The 17,852-nt window shown below is 69.1% G+C and carries 11 protein-coding genes; 3 read left to right on the forward strand and 8 right to left on the reverse strand.

Going from position 1 to position 17,852, the window contains the following annotated elements; genetic code table 11:
- Positions 1-12: 12 nt before the first annotated feature.
- Together OG625_RS09000 and OG625_RS09005 are read right to left on the reverse strand one after the other, a co-directional pair.
- Positions 13-2,133 (reverse strand): hypothetical protein, encoded by a 2,121-nt coding sequence (locus OG625_RS09000; RefSeq protein WP_329378105.1) that lies wholly within the window; start codon positions 2,131-2,133, stop codon positions 13-15.
- 213 nt (positions 2,134-2,346) lie between these two features.
- On the reverse strand, positions 2,347-3,909 hold the full coding sequence (locus tag OG625_RS09005; RefSeq protein ID WP_329378107.1) for a hypothetical protein: 1,563 nt from the start codon (positions 3,907-3,909) through the stop codon (positions 2,347-2,349).
- A 240-nt stretch (positions 3,910-4,149) separates the two neighbouring features.
- On the opposite strand from OG625_RS09005, the gene OG625_RS09010 reads away from it, so the two are divergent.
- A complete protein-coding gene (locus tag OG625_RS09010) occupies positions 4,150-5,211 on the forward strand; it encodes an LCP family protein (protein WP_329378109.1) in 1,062 nt (353 codons plus the stop codon).
- 67 nt (positions 5,212-5,278) lie between these two features.
- On the opposite strand, the gene OG625_RS09015 is transcribed toward OG625_RS09010, so the two are convergent.
- The 6 genes from OG625_RS09015 to OG625_RS09040 form a co-directional block, all read right to left on the reverse strand.
- A complete protein-coding gene (locus OG625_RS09015; protein WP_329378111.1) occupies positions 5,279-6,763 on the reverse strand; it encodes an amino acid permease in 1,485 nt (494 codons plus the stop codon).
- Between the two features lie 131 nt (positions 6,764-6,894).
- Positions 6,895-8,811, reverse strand: coding sequence for a 1-deoxy-D-xylulose-5-phosphate synthase (gene dxs, locus OG625_RS09020; protein ID WP_329378112.1), 1,917 nt, complete (start codon positions 8,809-8,811; stop codon positions 6,895-6,897).
- A 241-nt stretch (positions 8,812-9,052) separates the two neighbouring features.
- A complete protein-coding gene (locus OG625_RS09025) occupies positions 9,053-10,312 on the reverse strand; it encodes a sugar ABC transporter permease (RefSeq protein WP_329390529.1) in 1,260 nt (419 codons plus the stop codon).
- 50 nt (positions 10,313-10,362) lie between these two features.
- On the reverse strand, positions 10,363-11,151 hold the full coding sequence (locus tag OG625_RS09030) for an ATP-binding cassette domain-containing protein (protein WP_329378114.1): 789 nt from the start codon (positions 11,149-11,151) through the stop codon (positions 10,363-10,365).
- A 163-nt stretch (positions 11,152-11,314) separates the two neighbouring features.
- Entirely contained in the window at positions 11,315-12,415 is a 1,101-nt protein-coding gene (locus tag OG625_RS09035) for a substrate-binding domain-containing protein (RefSeq protein WP_329378116.1), read from the reverse strand.
- A 129-nt stretch (positions 12,416-12,544) separates the two neighbouring features.
- Positions 12,545-13,759: an ROK family transcriptional regulator gene (locus tag OG625_RS09040; protein WP_329378118.1), complete on the reverse strand. Its 1,215-nt coding sequence runs from the start codon at positions 13,757-13,759 to the stop codon at positions 12,545-12,547.
- Positions 13,760-14,322: 563 nt separating this feature from the next.
- Between OG625_RS09040 and mgtA the strand changes: the two genes are divergently transcribed.
- Positions 14,323-17,043 carry a magnesium-translocating P-type ATPase gene (mgtA, locus tag OG625_RS09045; protein ID WP_329378120.1) on the forward strand — a complete coding sequence of 907 codons (2,721 nt, stop codon included), beginning with the start codon at positions 14,323-14,325 and terminating at the stop codon, positions 17,041-17,043.
- A gap of 24 nt (positions 17,044-17,067) precedes the next feature.
- The gene (locus OG625_RS09050) at positions 17,068-17,787 is read left to right on the forward strand and encodes an MgtC/SapB family protein (RefSeq protein WP_329378122.1); all 720 of its coding nucleotides are present in this window, start codon (positions 17,068-17,070) and stop codon (positions 17,785-17,787) included.
- The last annotated feature ends 65 nt before the right edge of the window (positions 17,788-17,852 follow it).

Genomic DNA, 17,852 nt, shown 5'->3' on the forward strand with positions numbered 1-17,852 from the left:
GGGGCACGCGGCTCAGAAGTACTGCTGCATGGAGCTCGGCAGCTGTCTGATCACGCGGATCGGCATGGTCTCGTCGTGCATCACGGTGCGCCCCCGGGTGAACGGGTTCGCCAGGATCGGCTCGGCGATGTCGCCGGGCGGGAACTCGGTGATGCCCCGTGCGAAGAGCGAGTTGACCGCGTCGTTGAAGCGGACCATCGAGTCCCCGTCACCGAGCAGGTAGCGCTTGAGGATCGCGCGGTGGTCGGCGAGCCGGTCCGTGCCGGCCATCTTCGCGGCGTCCACGCACTGGAGCAGTTCGTCGCAGGCCGGGCCGAGGATGTACGCCGCCGACGCGGCCGGGTTGAGCTGCTTGAAGAGCTCGGGGTCCATGTCGGAGGGGTTGGAGACCGCGTACGGCTTCTCGCTCGCCACGAAGTCCGAGACGACGCTGGAGATGTCGCTGATCATCAGGTCGGACTCGTTGTAGCAGCTGTACAGGGAGGGCAGCTGGCCGGTGACGACCTGGTGCCGGTCGCCTCCGCGGGACTCCCAGAAGGTCTGGTGCCACTCGTCCTGCAGGGCGTCCCAGTTCTCCTTCGGCGGCTTGGCGAGGGCGGCGCGGTCCTTGTCCCAGACTCCGTACACGCCGACGACGGTCCACGCCTTGAGCTTGCCCATCCGGGCTTCGAGCTCGGAGAGCTTCTTGTCCCCGCGGGCCAGGGCCTTGCCCGTGTTGGCGCCGGCGAGCTTGTCGCGGCGGGCGTTGTCCGCCTCCAGCATCTCGACGATCTTGCGGTGGGCGCGGGTGGCCTCGGCGGAACGCTTGCCGGTCAGCGGGTGCGGCTTGTAGATGACCCGCACCGGATCGGGCTGGTTCAGGAGCATCCGGACGATCTTCACGCCCATGAGCACGAGCGAGGTGTGGAAGGGGTCGGCCGTCCATCCCTCCCAGGTGGGCGCGTACATGACGGTGGTCATGTGCTCCCGCGGCCGCGGGCCGACGGTTTCGACCGCGTGGAGCTGCGGGCGGCCCACGCGCACGACGGCCGAGGACGGGATGGTGCCGCGCAGTCGCTGGTAGCGGTCCTCACCGGCCTCGCCGGCGGTCCATATCTCGTCGTAGACCTTGCTGACGCGGTTGGAGCTGGCGAGCTTGTCGCTGTCGCCGTGTCCGATGAAGACGTGCTTGGCCTCGGCGATGCGCAGCATGTGCACGTTCTTGCCGGCGTTGGCCGGGTAGAGGATGACCCGCACCTCGGGGAGTTCGAGCAGGCTGAGGTCGTCGGCCTTGGGGAGGCAGACCACGGGCAGCGGGGTGTACGCGAGGAAGCGCAGCGTGGTGACCTCGCGGAGCACGATGAGCGGGCGGCGGCCGAGGCGCGCGAGGGTGTCCAGCCACATGTTGACCTGGTAAGCGGAGTCGCGCGCGCCGGCGGCGTAGCTGAAGTAGAGGACGACCTCGGGCTGGTACTTGGCGACCTGCTCGTTGAGGATCTTGAAGGTACGCTCGTGGCTGGGGACCTTGCGGCACGCGTTGACGGTGGGCAGCAGCATCAGGATGCCGACCACGGCGAGGGTGACGGCGACCGCGACACCGAGCACGCTGAAGCCGATGATTCCCGTGTGGTCCGTGGCGAGCCCGCCGATGATGACGCTCGTGTCCAGGTACAGCAGCTTGCGCTCGTACCCCTTGAACGCGCGCTCCGGGGGCGGCTCCGGCATCTTGAGCTTGCTCAGGTCCAGGTTGCGCACGCGGACCGGCAGCGCGCGGCGGCGCTTGATGAACATGCACAGGAACGTGTAGGCGAGGCGCAGGGCGTGCACCGCGACGAAGCCGAGGAAGACGACGACGAACTCCTCGCCGTCCACACCCCCGATACCGCGCAGGGCGACCAGGACGGCCAGTTCGCGCACCAGGACGCGAATGCTGAGGCCCCATTTGAGCTTGCCGAGAAACTTGATGAGGTCCGGCTCGTGCTTATGAAGGTAGATGTCCGAAAAGTAACTGCCTGCGAGTGCTGCAATGAAGGCCCAGAACATCCCGAACACGCCTGCAACCAGCATGCCCAGATAGCTGCCCAGCAGCAGGAGGAGAACGAGAACGTTCCGGTCCTTGCTGATCTCCGCATGGCGAATCAGCGCGGCAATCACGCTTCGACCTCTTCCCTCCGGGGCTGAGACCGCATCAGCCAACGGGTCCGGACGCCTCGGCGACATCCGGAAGAGTTCCCCGCGGCGACGTCAATCCTTCACCCGAGCTTTACCTTGAGTGGCGATCGTACCCCTCAATCAGATCACAGATAAATAACGGATAAGACTTCGAGTCAACCTAAAACCCTTTCAGGTCCTCGGCCCGCGTCCCCGTTATTGGGATAGTTCAAGCCAGGGCTCGAATTCGAGGCCCGGGCCCATGGCGGCCTGCCGCGCCACCGCCAGACGGCCCCCGGACCCGATTGTGATCACGATCACCGTCCCGTCGTGCTTCCGGACGGCCACCGGGGGCATAGAGGTCCGCTGCCCGGTCGCGATCCACCAAACCCCGTTGTCCGGCCGCCCGTCCACATACACCCCGATCGCGCAGTCGCCCCGCTCGTCCTCGACGGCCATCACCGTGCAGCCCCAGCCGTCGACGCGGACCCCCGCCGCGCCGTCCACCCGGCCGCGCGCCGCCGGGCCGTTCAGACTCATCGGCCCGTACGCGCCGAGCGGCCACTCGCACAGTTCACCGGTCTCGGCGTACCGGAACCTGAGCGCCCCGCTCTCGGGCGCCGCGGCGAGACTCCCCGGAAGGGCATGGACGTTCGGGGTCGGGTCCACCGCCCACTTCGTGTCCGGGCCTCGGTGCCAGCGGACCAGGCCGGGCCGGTCCAGGTGGCGGGCGTACAGCTCGACCTGCCCGTCCGCGCCCCGGAGCGCGACCATCTCGTCGGCGACCTTGGCGCCCCTGAGCAGGCCCCAGCCGGTCCAGCTCCCGTCGGGCAGCCTGCGGCAGTTGTTCACGTGGTGCCCGTCGTTGCGGACGAAGACGTTCAGCGTCCCGTCCGCGTCGTAGGCGGCGACGGGTACGCCGATGAACCGTCCGCGCAGCGGCTCGGCACGGTGCGGGTTCGTCTGGTGGTGCCACTCCCCGAACGGGCGGCCCGACTGGTACTGGGTCACGTGCGCGACGTCGATGTTCCACTCGCTCCCGGCCGGCCCGGTCCGGTGCAGGCCCAGCAGCTCGACGTAGCCGTTGGGGTCCTGCAGGACCGTCAGCGCGGGCAGCAGGCCGGGGGCCTCCAGCAGCACGGGTCCGCTCCAGCTCCCGTCGGCGTCCTCCGTCCAGCGGGCCACGGCGCCCGGCACGGGCAAATAGGCGGAAATCCGGCCGTCGGTTCCGCACACCGCCCAGCCCGCGGGCGCCGGGTACCGCGAGCGCGAGGCGGGGGCCGGCCACGCCTCCTGGTCCAGAACCCGGCAGTCGGTGAACACGGGGCGCCCGACCTCGGCCTGGTACTCCTCCACCGCGTCGAGCACCGCCATCGCCAGGGCGCTCTCCCGCTCCCCCCGCGCACCTTCCTCCCGGAGGGCCAGCGGGTCGCAGGTCAGCACCCGGTCCGGGTCCGCGGCGTGCAGTTCCTGCAGCACCGCCCAGACCAGATCGTCCTCGGGCAGCGGGCTCGCGGCGCGCTGCACGGGGCGGCCCCGGCCGGCGGCCTCCTCGGCGGCGCGGGTCAAGTCCGCCTGCTCCTGAGGTGTTCCGGCGTCCAGGCAGACCACGGTGACCGGCCCGGTCCCCGGTTCCTCGCGCAGGAGCAGCGCGGCCGCACCCGGACCGGTGGCCGCGATGAGGACCCGGCTGCCCTCAGCCGGAGCCGCGAGCAGCCGTGCGGGCTGCGGCTGCGCGCCACGGCCGTCCCCTGTCCGACGGCCGACCGAGTACCCCATGGATCTCCGCTCCTCTTTCGCTGCCTGCCCCGCGCTCCACACGTCGTCCGCGAGCACGATAGAGGTACTCCCGTTCGAGGTGCACGTTTGCCTATAGTGTTGCTCCGCGTGACGCGCCGCGCGGGTCACCCCTTTGCCCGACTGCGGGTGCGCCGCGCACGGCCCGCCTCCGCGCCTCACCCGTGATGGCGGTCACCCTTCCACGACCGCCGATCTCCGGGACCAGAGGACACCTACGGCATGACTCAGGCAACCGACGCACCGCCGCGTTCCCGCAAGGCCCCGAGCCGGAGCAGCCGCAGGAAGCGGGTGCTCGTCCGCATATCCCTGGCTCTGCTCGTCCTGCTCCTCATAGCCGGCGGCGCCGGCTGGTGGGCGTACAGCCGGCTCGACGGCAACATCTCCAGCGTCGACCTGGACAAGGCGATCGGCGACGACCGCCCGCAGAAGGTGGTCGCCGGCGCGCAGAACGTCCTCGTACTCGGCTCCGACTCCCGGGCCGGCGCCAACGGCGAGCTCGACCACGGCAGTGTCAGCGGGGCCCGCTCCGACACCACGATGCTGATCCACATACCCGAGGGCCGGTCCAAGGCCACCGCGGTCAGCATCCCCCGCGACACCCTGGTCACCCGGCCCGAGTGCAAGGACGAGAACGGCAAGGCCGTCCCGTCCCAGCAGCGCGCCATGTTCAACAGCATCTTCCCGGCGGCCGGCGCGGCCTGCGTGGTCAAGACCGTGGAGCAGATGTCCGGTGTCCGCGTGGACCACTTCGTCGTGATCGACTTCGCCGGCTTCAAGGAGCTGGTGGACGCGCTCGGCGGAGTGACCGTCAAGCTGGACAAGCCGATCAAGGGCGGCCTCAACCTCGACGCGGGCGAGCACAGGCTGAACGGCACCGACTCGCTCAAGTTCGTCCGTACCCGCTACGGCTACGGCGACGGCAGCGACCTCGGCCGCATCAGCCTCCAGCAGACCTTCATGATGGCGATGCTGAGGGAGATCAAGAACCAGGACGCCCTCGGCAACCCGGCCCGCCTCTACAAGCTCGCCGACGCCGGGACCAAGTCGCTGACCACCGACTCCGAGCTCGCCTCCCTCACCGCGCTGGCCGACTTCGCGCAGAGCATGAAGGGCGTGGACCCGGACACCATGGAGACGATCATGCTGCCGGTCGCCTACGACAAGGTGGACCGGAACCGCGTCGTCGTCTCCGAGCCGAAGGCGACCCAGCTGTGGGAAGCCCTCCGCAACGACCAGACGATCCCTGCTGCTGTGAAGAAGTCCCCCGCCACGGGGGGCTGACGGGTCCCGCGCACACGCGGAGCCTGCCGTACGGATGAGCGTACGGCAGGCTTCCGGCCTTTCACGCCTAGTACTCCGCGTCCTCGCCGACCTTGCCGAGGCGGCTGTGCCCGCGTCCGTATGCGAAGTAGACGACAACCCCGATGGCCATCCAGATCCCGAAGCGGATCCAGGTCTCGGACGGCAGGTTGAGCATCAACCAGAACGAGGCCGCGATCGACAGGATCGGGATCACCGGCACCCACGGGGTGCGGAAGGACCGGTGCAGGTCGGGGCGGGTCCGGCGCAGGACGATCACGCCGAGGGCAACCACCACGAAGGCGAACAGGGTGCCGATGTTCACCAGTTCCGCGAGCTTCTCCAGGCTGGTGAAGCCCGCAACGACGGCGATGACCACACCGAGCAGGATGGTCGCCCGGTACGGCGTGCGGTACTTCGGGTGGGTGACGGAGAAGACGCGCGGCAGCAGTCCGTCACGGCTCATCGCGAAGAACACGCGGGTCTGGCCGAGCAGCAGGATCATGCACACGGTGATCAGGCCGACGGACGCCCCGAGGCTGATGGCACCGGCGAAGAACGGCTGGTTCACGGACTTGAAGGCTTCGGCGAGCGGGGCGCTGGGCGACATCTCCGTGTACTTCTGCATGCCGGTGACCACCAGCGTCACGGCGACGTAGAGCACGGTGCAGATGATCAGCGAGCCGAGAATGCCGCGAGGCATGTCCCGCTGGGGGTTCTTGGTCTCCTCGGCCGCGGTGGCCACGACGTCGAAGCCGATGAAGGCGAAGAAGATGAGGGATGCCGCGGTGAAGATGCCCATGACGCCGAAGTTGGTGGGCGCGTATCCGAAGAGCACCTGGATCAGCGGCGCGTGAAGGCCGCTGCCCGCCTCCTGTGGCTGCGCCGGGGGGATGAACGGCGAGTAGTTGTCGGCCTTGATGAAGAACAGGCCCGCGATGATGACCAATAGCACGACCGTGACCTTGATGGCGACGACGACCGCGGTGATCCGGGCCGAGAGCTTCGTCCCGACGACCAGGATCGCGGTCAGCACCAGGACAAGCAGGAAGGCGAACAGGTCGAAGGTTCCACCCGCGTCGGGCCCGGACAACGCGGTGGGCACGTCCCAGCCGAGGTTCGTCGCCATGAGGTGGCGCACGTACCCGGACCAGCCGACCGCCACGACGGCGGTGCCGAGCGCGAATTCGAGCACCAGGTCCCAGCCGATGATCCAGGCGGGCAGCTCACCGATCGAGGCGTACGAGAAGGTGTACGCGGAGCCGGCCACCGGCACGGTGGACGCGAACTCGGCGTAGCAGAGCGCCGCGAGGGCGCATACGACGCCCGCTGCCACGAAGGCGAGGGCGGTTGCGGGTCCGGCGTTGTTCCGGGCTGCGATGCCCGTAAGGACGAAGATGCCGGTGCCGATGATGACACCCACACCGAACACCGTCAGGTCCCAGGCGGAGAGCGACTTGCGGAGCGCGTGTTCCGGCTCCTCCGTGTCACGGATGGACTGCTCCACCGTCTTGGTGCGGAAGGGGCTGTTCATATCCCTACTCACCGACGCACCTCCGAAACAGGTGTCGACGCACACGAACGGGCCGGGAGGCCCACTCCTCAAGAGTGATCTCCCGGCCCGTGACGTGCAACCGCGCGGCGATCTAGTGGCCGGCAACCGTCCTAGTCGACGGCGGCCGCCGGCTCGCTGTCGTAGCGCCCGTCCAGCTTCGCCACCAGGCCCGTGACCTGCCGCGCGATGTCCGGAGCGGTCAGCCCGATCTCGGCCATGACCTCCTTGCGGGAGGCGTGGTCGAGGAAGCGCTGCGGGATGCCGAAGTCGCGCAGCGGTACGTCGACCCCCGCGTCCCGCAGGGCCTGCGCGACGGCGGAACCGACACCGCCGGCGCGGCTGTTGTCCTCGACGGTGACGACCACCCGGTGGCGGTCGGCGAGCGGGGCCAGGGCCTCGTCCACCGGCTTGACCCAGCGGGGGTCGACCACGGTCGTGGAGATGCCCTGCCTGTCGAGCAGGTCGGCGATCTCCAGGCACATCGGGGCGAGTGCTCCGACCGAGACGAGCAGTACGTCCGGACGGGTGACCTCGGCCCCCGGGGCGCGGAGCACGTCCATGCCGCCGATCCGGCCGACGGCCGGGACGGCCGGGCCGACGACGCCCTTGGAGAAGCGCACCACGGTCGGCGCGTCCTTGACGAGAACGGCCTCGTTCAGCTGGGCGCGCAGCTGCTCCGCGTCGCGCGGGGCGGCGAGGCGCAGGCCCGGGACGACCTGGAGGATGGACATGTCCCACATGCCGTTGTGGGAGGCGCCGTCGGTGCCGGTGACCCCGGCCCGGTCCAGGACGAAGGTGACCCCGCACTTGTGCAGGGCCACGTCCATCAGGACCTGGTCGAAGGCTCGGTTGAGGAAGGTGGCGTACACCGCGAAGACCGGGTGAGCGCCGCCGGTCGCCAGGCCCGCCGCCGAGGTGGCGCCGTGCTGCTCGGCGATGCCGACGTCGAAGATGCGGTCGGGGTAGGCGTCCGCGAACTTCTTCAGGCCGACCGGCTGGAGCATGGCCGCGGTGATCGCGACGATGTCCTTGCGCTCCTTGCCGAGCTTGACCATCTCGTCGGCGAAGACGGAGGTCCAGCTGGCCGCGTCGGTGGTGACCGGCAGGCCGGTGTCCGGGTGGATGACGCCGACCGCGTGGAAACGGTCCGCCTCGTCCTGGACGGCGGGCTCGTAGCCCCGGCCCTTCTGGGTGAGGCAGTGGACGATGACCGGGCCGCTAAAGCGCTTGGCCCGCTGCAGGGCGGACTCCAGGGCCTCGATGTCGTGGCCGTCGATGGGCCCGATGTACTTCAGGCCCAGGTCCTCGAACATGCCCTGCGGGGCGATGAAGTCCTTGAGGCCCTTCTTCGCGCCGTGCAGGGTCTCGTAGAGCGGCTTGCCGACGACCGGCGTGCGCTCCAGGAGGTCCTTGCCGCGGGCCAGGAAGCGCTCGTAGCCGTCCGTGGTGCGCAGGGTCGCCAGGTGGTTCGCGAGGCCGCCGATGGTGGGGCCGTACGAGCGCTCGTTGTCGTTGACGACGATGACGAGCGGGCGGTCCTTGGCGGCGGCGATGTTGTTCAGCGCCTCCCAGGCCATACCTCCGGTCAGCGCGCCGTCGCCGATGACGGCGGCGACGTGGTGGTCCTCGCGGCCGAGCACCTCGTTGGCCTTGGCGATGCCGTCGGCCCAGCCCAGCACGGTGGAGGCGTGCGAGTTCTCGATCACGTCGTGGTCGGACTCGGCGCGCGAGGGGTAGCCGGACAGGCCCCCCTTGGTGCGCAGGCCCGCGAAGTCCTGGCGGCCCGTGAGCAGCTTGTGGACGTAGGCCTGGTGGCCGGTGTCGAAGAGGACCTTGTCCTTGGGCGAGTCGAAGACCCGGTGCAGGGCGATCGTCAGTTCGACCACCCCGAGGTTGGGGCCGAGGTGCCCGCCGGTCTTGGAGACGGCGTCGACGAGGAAGGACCTGATCTCGGCGGCGAGCTGTTCGAGCTCCTCCTGGCTGAGCCGGTCCAGATCGCGCGGTCCCTTGATGCGGGTCAGCAGCACCCGTGCCTCCTTGCAGTTGCTTGCTGGTCTGTCGAGTCTAATGTTCTGCTCGCGGATGCGGTCATCGGGCTGTCCCGCCCGAGTCACACCTTTGTCATACATGGACGCACCTGCGTGTGGTCACACCTCACATACGGGCGTATACCCGCACAGGCGTACGTACATATGTACGCACAGATGCCCGGCGCCACACGAAGTGGCACCGGGCACGAGCTGTCGGAACGCGCCGACGGGGTGTCCGTCAGGCGCGTCCGGCCGTCTTCTGCGTCTTACGGGTGACCGAGTCGATCACCACGGTCGCCAGCAGTACCGCACCGGTGATCATGTACTGGATCGGAGTGGCGATGCCCTCCAGGGCCAGACCGTACTGGATCGAGGTGATGACCATCACGCCGAGGAGGGCGTTCCAGGTCCGGCCCCGGCCGCCGAAGAGGCTGGTGCCGCCGATGACGGCCGCCGCGATCACGTTCATCAGCAGGTCGCCGGCGCCGGCGCTCTGGTTGGCCGCCGCGATCTTCGAGGCCCAGAAGAGCCCGCCGATGGCGGCGAAGGTGCCGGCGATCGAGAAGACCGCGATGCGGACGGCGGTGACGTTGATGCCCGCACGGCGGGAGGCCTCGACGCTGCCGCCGAGTGCGAAAACGTTTCGCCCGAAGGTGGTGCGGCGCAGGAGGAAGTCCGTGCCGACCAGGGCCAGGATGAACAGCACCACCGCGAGCGGCAGGCCCTTGTACTGGTTGAACACCAGCGCGGGTCCGAAGGTGAACACCGCGAGCAGGCCGGTGCGCAGCAGGATCTCGCCGAGCGGCCGGGAAGGGACCCCGGCGGCCTCCCGGCGCCGCGCGTCGAAGAACGTGGCGAGGAAGTACCCGACCACCGCGACGGCGGCCAGTCCGTAGCCGACGGCCACGTCCGTGAAGAAGTACGTGGTCAGCTGCCCGACCACGCCCTCGGAGTCGAGGTTGATCGTGCCGTTGCTGCCGAGGATCTGCAGCATCGCGCCGGACCAGAAGAGCAGGCCCGAAAGGGTGACCGCGAAGGCCGGGGCGCCGATCTTGGCGAAGAAGAAGCCGTGGATGGAGCCGATGAGGGCGCCGCCCGCGATGGCCGCGAGGATCGCCAGCCATTCGTTCACGCCGTTGGTGACGGCGAGGACGGCCACGATCGCGCCCGAGACGCCGCTGACCGAGCCGACCGAGAGGTCGATCTCGCCGAGCAGCAGCACGAAGATGATGCCCACGGCCATCATGCCGGTGGCGACCATCGTGATCGCGATGTTGGTGAGGTTCTCCGGGGACAGGAAGTTCGAGTTCAGGCCCTGGAAGATCGACCAGATGATGATCAGGCCGAGGACGACGGGCACGGAGCCCAGGTCGCCGGCCTTCAGCTTGCGGCCGAACTCGGTCACGTAGCCGCCGAAGCCCTGCTCGCGCACCAGCAGGCGGGGGTCCACCGCGGGGATGGCGTCCGCGGGGGCGGCGGGGTTGGCAAGGTCCGCCACCGCTTCGACGTTCGCGTGGTGCTTGTCGGTGGCTGGGTTCTCGGTGCTGCTCACTTGCCGGCCTCCCCGGTGCGGGCCGCCCGGCGGGTCACGGCGTTGTCCGTGGCTCCGGTGATGGCGGAGATGATCTCTTCCTGCGAGGTCTCGGCGACCTTGAAGACGCCGTTGTTGCGGCCCAGCCGCAGGACCGCCACCTTGTCGGCGACGGCCTTCACATCGGCCATGTTGTGGCTGATGAGGATGACGGCGTGACCGCGCTCGCGCAGCCGCTCCACCAGGTCGAGGACCTGTGCGGTCTGCTCGACGCCGAGGGCGGCGGTCGGCTCGTCGAGGATGACGAGCTTCGGCTCGCCCAGCATGGAGCGGGCGATCGCCACGGTCTGGCGCTGACCGCCGGACAGCGAGGCGATGGGGATCCGGACACTGGGGATCCGGATGGACAGGGTGGTCAGGAGCTCGCGGGCGCGGCGCTCCATCTCCACCTCGTCGAGGATGCCGCGGCGCTTGAGCTCGCGGCCGAGGAAGAGGTTGCCGACGACGTCGATGTTGTCGCACAGCGCCAGGTCCTGGTAGACCGTCGCGATGCCGAGGTTCTGGGCGTCGTGCGGCTTTCCTATGGAAACCGGGCGGCCCTCCCACTCGATGACTCCGTCGTCGATGGGGTGCACGCCGGCGATCGTCTTGACCAGCGTGGACTTGCCGGCGCCGTTGTCGCCCACCAGGGCGACCACTTCACCGGAGTGGATCTCGAGTTCTACGTCGGTCAGGGCCTGAACGGCGCCGAACCGCTTCGAGACCCCTCGCAACGCCAGCACGGGCGCAGCGGACACATGAACCATCTCCTTCGCCGCCTGACCGGCGGGGATGTCGTGCAAAAGAGCAGGAGCGGGGCGAATGGGGGAAAGAGGGGATGCCCGGCGCCCCGTGCATGGCGGGGGGAGAGGCGCGGAGCGCCGGACAGGTGGGGGGAGTCGGCTCCCGGAGAGGGAAGCGACGGGGGCCTTACTTCAGGCCGAGGGTCGCGCAGGCGGCCGCGTACTTCTCGGTGCAGATCTCATCGACCGTGTAGACGCCGTCCTTGACGACGGTGTCCTTGATGTTGTTCTTGGTGAGCGAGACGACCGGGATCAGCACGGACGGAACGCCCTTGGTGGTCGGGCTGTCGATCTTCTGGTTGATGATCCCGTCGATCTTCTCGCCCTTGGCGAGGGCAACGGCCATCTCGGCGGCGGCCTTGGCCTCGGGGGCGTACGGCTTGTAGACGCTCATGAACTGCTCGCCCGCCACGATCCGCTGCACACCGGCGAGTTCGGCGTCCTGACCGGTGACCGGGGGCAGGGGGGACAGGCCGGCCGCCTTGAGGGCGGTGATGATGCCGCCGGCCATGCCGTCGTTGGCGGAGTAGACGCCGATGACCTTGTCCTTGCCGATGGCCGAGAGCGCGCCCGCCATGTTGGTGTTGGCGTTCTCCGGCTTCCACTCGACGGTGTCGTACTCCTTGCCGATGTTCACCTTGCCGTCGAGGACGGAGTGCGCGCCCTTCTTGAACAGCGCGGCGTTCGGGTCGGTGACGGAGCCGTTCATCATGACGATCTGGCCGTCCTTGGCCTTGTCGCCCAGCGCCTCCAGCAGGGCCTTGCCCTGGACCTTGCCGACCTCTTCGTTGTCGAAGGAGGTGTAGGCGTCGATCGGGCCTTCGGCCAGGCGGTCGTAGGCGACGACCGGGATACCGGCGTCCTTGGCCTTCTTGACCGAGCCGGCGATGGCCTTGGAGTCCACGGCGTCGACGATGAGGACGTTCACCTTGTTGGTGATCATCGTGTCGACCTGGGAGTTCTGCGTGGTCGCGTCCTGCTTGGCGTTGGCGTAGACGACCTCGCCCTTGCCGCCGGTCAGTTCCTTGACCGTCTTCTCGATGAGCGGCTTGTCGAACTTCTCGTAGCGCGCGGTCTGGTTCTCCGGCAGGAGCAGACCGACCTTGATCGCGTCGCCCACCGCGGCGCCGGTCGCCTTGGTCTGGTCTCCGGCCTCCTTGGCACTGCCACAGGCGGCGAGGGAGACGGCCATCGCACCGGCGGCGACGGCTACAGCGGTTCTGCGCATACGCGTGTTCATTACTTGAACCTCCCTGACGAGGCCGCAGCACTGCGGCCGAGGTGGATGTGAGTCAACCCCGGCCGCGTTTTGCCGTCAAGGAGTGAATCCTTAACGAGATGACAACGGTGCCATCCGTTATCTACCTGAAGACAAGACGACGGGAGCTCGCACTCCACTTCCATGGTCCGACAAAAGCGTCGAATCGCCCATCTCGCTCAGGACGAGGGCCAGTGCGCCCAGCACCTCCGCGCGGCCGCCCAGGGAGCCCGTGAGCACGGACAACTGCCGTGCGGCGCTCGGAATCGCGTACCTCCCCACTGATTCACGGATGGGAGCCAGGACGAGTTCACCCGCGTCCGCCAGCGAGCCGCCCAGCACGATGCGGCTGGGGTTCAGGAGGTTGCACAGACTGGCCACGCCGCTGCCGACGTGACGGCCCACGTCCGTGATCACCCGGCGGCAGCCCGGGTCCCCGCCGCGGGCCAGCTCGACCACCCGCTCCATCGTCAACTCCGGCCCGTGCGTGCCCTGGAGCAGCGGCAACACGTACCGCGCCGCCGCGAAGGTCTCCAGGCAGCCGCGATTCCCGCAGCGGCAGACCGGGCCCGATTCGTCGAGCGTGATGTGCCCGATCTCGCCCGCGGTGCCCCCCGGTCCGCGGTAGATCTGGCCGTTGATCACCAGGCCCGCGCCCACACCGCTGGCCACCTTGATGTAGGCCAGGTCCTTTACTCCCCGCCCACTCCCCCAAACGAGTTCACCGAGGGCCCCGAGGTTCGCGTCGTTGTCCACGTAGACCGGCACCCCGAGGCGGCGCGCGAGCTCCTCGCGGGGGTTGATGCCCGCCCAGCCCGGCAGGATCGCGGTCGAGCCCAGGGTCCCGGACTCCACGTCGATCGGGCCGGGGACGCCGAGCCCGACGCCGATGACCTTCTCCAGACCGACGCCTATGTCCGCGATCAGCCTCCCGACCAGCGATTCCGCCAGGTCGAAGCCGTCCGCCCAGGAGGCGTCGACGTCCAGCGGCTCGGCCTTCTCGGCCAGCACCTGGTGGGCGAGGTTCCCGACCGCCACCCGCAGGTGGGTGTGGCCGAAGTCGACGCCGATGACGATCCCCGCGTCGCCGCTGAGCGAGACGCTGCGCGCCCGCCGGCCGCCGGCCGAGGTGTCGGTGACCTCGACGGTCCCGCCGTCCTTGAGTTCCCGGACGATGTTGGAGACCGTGGCCGCCGACAGTCCGGTGGTGCGGGCGATCTCCGCCTGGGTCAGCGAACCCGAGAGCCGCACCGCCCGCACGACCCGTTCGAGATTCGCGCGATGCAGCGAGGACTGCGATCCGGGAGTCTGCACGACTCATCCACTCCTGCCCATAAGCGACGGCAAGCGTCGCCCCCCGGCCGGGAACCGTCGCGGCTTCATGCCCCGAGACCCCGGCGTCTCTCCAACTTGTGAACCTTAAGTCGAGCCTTTGCGCATCGGCACGTCAAGAGGCTGACGCGGAACGAAACGGCCGCGAATGGCCAAAAGGGGGAGAGAACCGGGCACCGTGATCGTGCTACGGTCGCCGAGGCGCTGGTCCTCTGCGGCTCTTCCGGCCGGACCGGGCGCCTGTACTGACGGCGCTATGCGAGGAGGTGTTCGGGATGAGTCCCGAAGGAAGTCCTCGCTGCGCTCGTGTCAGCTGACCCGTTGATCAGCTGACCTTTCATGTGAGTGCGCACGGCCGCGATCCATCGCGCTTCCGTGCTCTTCAGTATTCCCTCCGCATGCCCTGACTGTCCTGTCAGACATGTGTCACCCATGCCCATCGGCGCTCGCCGCGGCCTGCCGCGCCGCTCCGCGCCGACCCATGATCACTCCACGTGACCGCTCGGCTTCGCGCTGCCCGGACACCGTGGAGGGAGGTTTTCGTCATGACCATGCTCACCCCCCGTACCCCGACCAAGCTCGCACCGCCGGGCAAGGCGCGCCGCGAGCGCAAGGCCGCCGAGCTGGAGTCCCGTACCCGGCTCGTCGGCGAGCGCCTCGCCGAGACCAGCGCCCGCCCGGGCGTGCGGGTCCTGCAGGACGTGGACTCGTCCCTGGGCGGCCTCACCCACGCCGAGGCCGCGCTGCGCCTGGAGCGCCACGGCACGAACACCGTCGCCCAGGAGCGCACCCCCCTCTGGTTCGTCCAGCTGGGGAAGGCGTACTGGAACCCCTTCATCGGCGTCCTGATGTTCCTGGCCGCCGTCATGTACTGGCAGGACCCCGGGGACCCGGGCGTCGTCATCCTCTCCGTGATGGTGGGGATCAGCGGACTGCTGCGCTTCTGGCAGGAGTACCGCTCGGGCCGGGCGGCCGACGCGCTGAAGAAGCTCGTCACCACCACCTGCGCGGTGCAGCGCCGGGCCGGCAGCGGTTCCGAGCCGACCACCTTCGAGGTTCCGATGGACCGGGTGGTCCCGGGCGACGTGGTCAAGCTGGCCGCCGGCGACCTGATCCCGGCCGATCTGCGGCTGATCAGGTCCAAGGACCTGATGGTCAGCCAGGCCGCCCTGTCCGGCGAGTCCCTGCCGGTCGCCAAGGCCGACACCCTCCCTAACGACCTCGGCCGGCAGGAGAGCACGGACCCGGTGGAGGCCGACAACCTCTGCCTGATGGGGACCTCGGTCACCTCCGGCACCGCCACCGGAGTGGTCGTCGCCACCGGCGCCGACACCTACTTCGGCTCGATGGCCGGCTCTCTCGTCGGCGAGCGCCCGCAGACCAACTTCGACAACGGCGTGCGCAAGGTCAGCTTCCTGCTGATCCGCTTCATGCTGGTCATGGTCCCGGTCGTGTTCATGATCAACGGCTTGACCAAGGGCGACTGGAACGAGGCCTTCCTCTACGCCATCGCCGTCGCGGTCGGTCTGACGCCCGAGATGCTCCCCATGGTCGTCTCCGCCAACCTGGCGCGCGGCGCGGTCGCCATGTCCAAGCGCAAGGTGGTCGTCAAGCGGCTCAACGCGATCCAGAACCTGGGCGCGATGGACGTGCTCTGCACGGACAAGACCGGCACCCTCACCGAGGACCGGATCGTCCTGGACCGCTACCTGGACGTGCACGGCGACGAGGACCTGGAGGTCCTGGAGTACGGCTACCTCAACTCGCACTTCCAGACGGGCCTGAGAAACCTGATGGACCAGGCGGTCATCGACCGCGTCAACGAGGCCGAGGAGGTTGTCGTCGACGCACGGTTCTCGATGGTCGACGAGATCCCCTTCGACTTCGCCCGGCGCCGGATGTCCGTGGTCCTCAACCGCAACTCCCTGGTGGGCGGCCCGGGCCGGCCCGAGCACGTCATGATCACCAAGGGTGCGGTCGAGGAGGTCCTGGACCTCTGCACGCACATCACCGACCGCGGCGAGAAGGTCGAGCTGACGGAGCAGCTGCGGTGGCACGTCACCCGGATCGCCGAGGAGAACAACCGCCGCGGCCTGCGGGTCCTCGCCGTCGCCACCCGCACGATCGCCGCCCCGCGGGACACCTACACGGTGGCCGACGAGGACCAGCTGACGCTGGTCGGCTTCCTCGCCTTCCTCGACCCGCCGAAGGCCGACGCCGCCCGGGCCCTGCAGGGCCTGGCCGACAAGGGCATCGCGGTGAAGGTGGTCACCGGGGACAACGACCTCGTGGCCGCCCGGGTCTGCGCCGACGTCGGCATCGAGGTCGGGCACGTGGTGCTCGGCACCGAGATCGACGGCCTCGACGACACCGAACTGCGCGCGCTGGCCGCCCGTACGACGGTCTTCGCCAAGGTCAACCCGGTCCAGAAGGCCCGGATCGTACGGGCCCTGCAGGCCGACGGACACACGGTCGGCTTCCTCGGGGACGGCATCAACGACGCGGCCGCGCTGCGCGACGCCGATGTCGGCATCTCCGTCGACACGGCCGTCGACATCGCCAAGGAGTCGGCGGACATCATCCTGCTGGAGAAGGACCTGACCGTCCTGGAGCAGGGCGTGGTCCAGGGCCGGACCACCTTCGGCAACACGATCAAGTACATCAAGATGACGGCCTCGTCGAACTTCGGCAACGTCTTCTCGGTGCTGGTGGCGAGCGCCTTCATCCCCTTCCAGCCGATGCTGCCGATCATGCTGCTGATGCAGAACCTGGTCTACGACATCGCACAGCTGGCCACCCCCTGGGACCGGATGGACAAGGAGTACCTGCGCAAGCCCCGCAACTGGGACGCCAAGGGCATCGCCCGCTTCATGGTCACCATCGGCCCCATCAGCTCCATCTTCGACATCGCGATGTTCGTGATCATGTGGAACGTCTTCGCCGCGAACAGCGAGGCGAGCCAGTCGCTGTTCCAGTCCGGCTGGTTCATCGAGGGCCTGCTCTCGCAGACCCTGATCGTCCACATGATCCGTACCCGGAAGATCCCGTTCATCCAGTCCCGCGCCTCCTGGCCGGTGATGGTGATGACCGTCCTCGCGGTGCTGACCGGGCTCTGGCTGCCCTTCTCGCCGCTGGCCGCCTCGCTGGGCTTCGTCGCCCTGCCGGCGAGCTACTTCCCGTGGCTGATCGGCGTGCTCCTCGCGTACTGCACGCTCACCCAGCTCGTGAAGACCTGGTACATCCGCACGTTCAACACCTGGCTCTGAGAGCTCGAAGAGGAGGCCGAGCCGATGATGAACGAATGGAGCATGGCCGGGCACCTGACCGCGGCGCTCGGCTTCGGGGCCGCGATCGGGCTGGAGCGGCAGTGGCGGGCCCGGCTGGCGGGCCTGCGGACCAACGCCCTGGTGGCGGGCGGCGCCGCACTGTTCGTCCTGCTCTCGCAGTACGGATTCATCGGCGAGGTCTCCGAGGTGCAGTACGACGGATCGCGGGTCGCCGCCCAGATCGTGTCCGGGATCGGCTTCCTCTGCGCCGGTGTGATCATGCGCGACGGCCTGAGCGTCCGGGGCCTGAACACGGCCGCCACCCTGTGGTGTTCGGCTGCCGTGGGCTGTCTGGCGGGGGTCGGGATGTTCGTCCTGGCCGCCTTCGGCACGGCGGGCGTGGTGGGAGCGAACCTCCTGCTGCGCCCGCTGGGCCGGCGCCTCGACCGCGAGCCGCGGGGCGGGGCCGAAGTGGCGACCGACTTCCACTTCGAGGCGGTGTGCCTGGAGGCGGAAGAGGCCCACATCCGGCACCGGCTGGTCGACGCACTGGCCCGGCCCGGCTACCAGCTGCGGGAGATCCGCAGTGTGGACGGACCGGACCCCGGCAAGGTGACGGTGTCCGCGCTGCTGACCGCCGAGGGCGCGGGCGGCCGGGCGTTGGAGGAGGCCGTGAGCAACCTCTCGCTAGACCCCTCGGTCTCGGCGGTCGGCTGGGCGGTCGTCCCGACCCCCTCCTTCTGAGCCCAGGGGGCACGCTTCCTTCTGAGCCCGGGGGGGGCACGCTTCCTTCTGAGCCCAGGGGGCAC

Source organism: Streptomyces sp. NBC_01351 (assembly GCF_036237315.1).
Classification (GTDB): domain Bacteria; phylum Actinomycetota; class Actinomycetes; order Streptomycetales; family Streptomycetaceae; genus Streptomyces.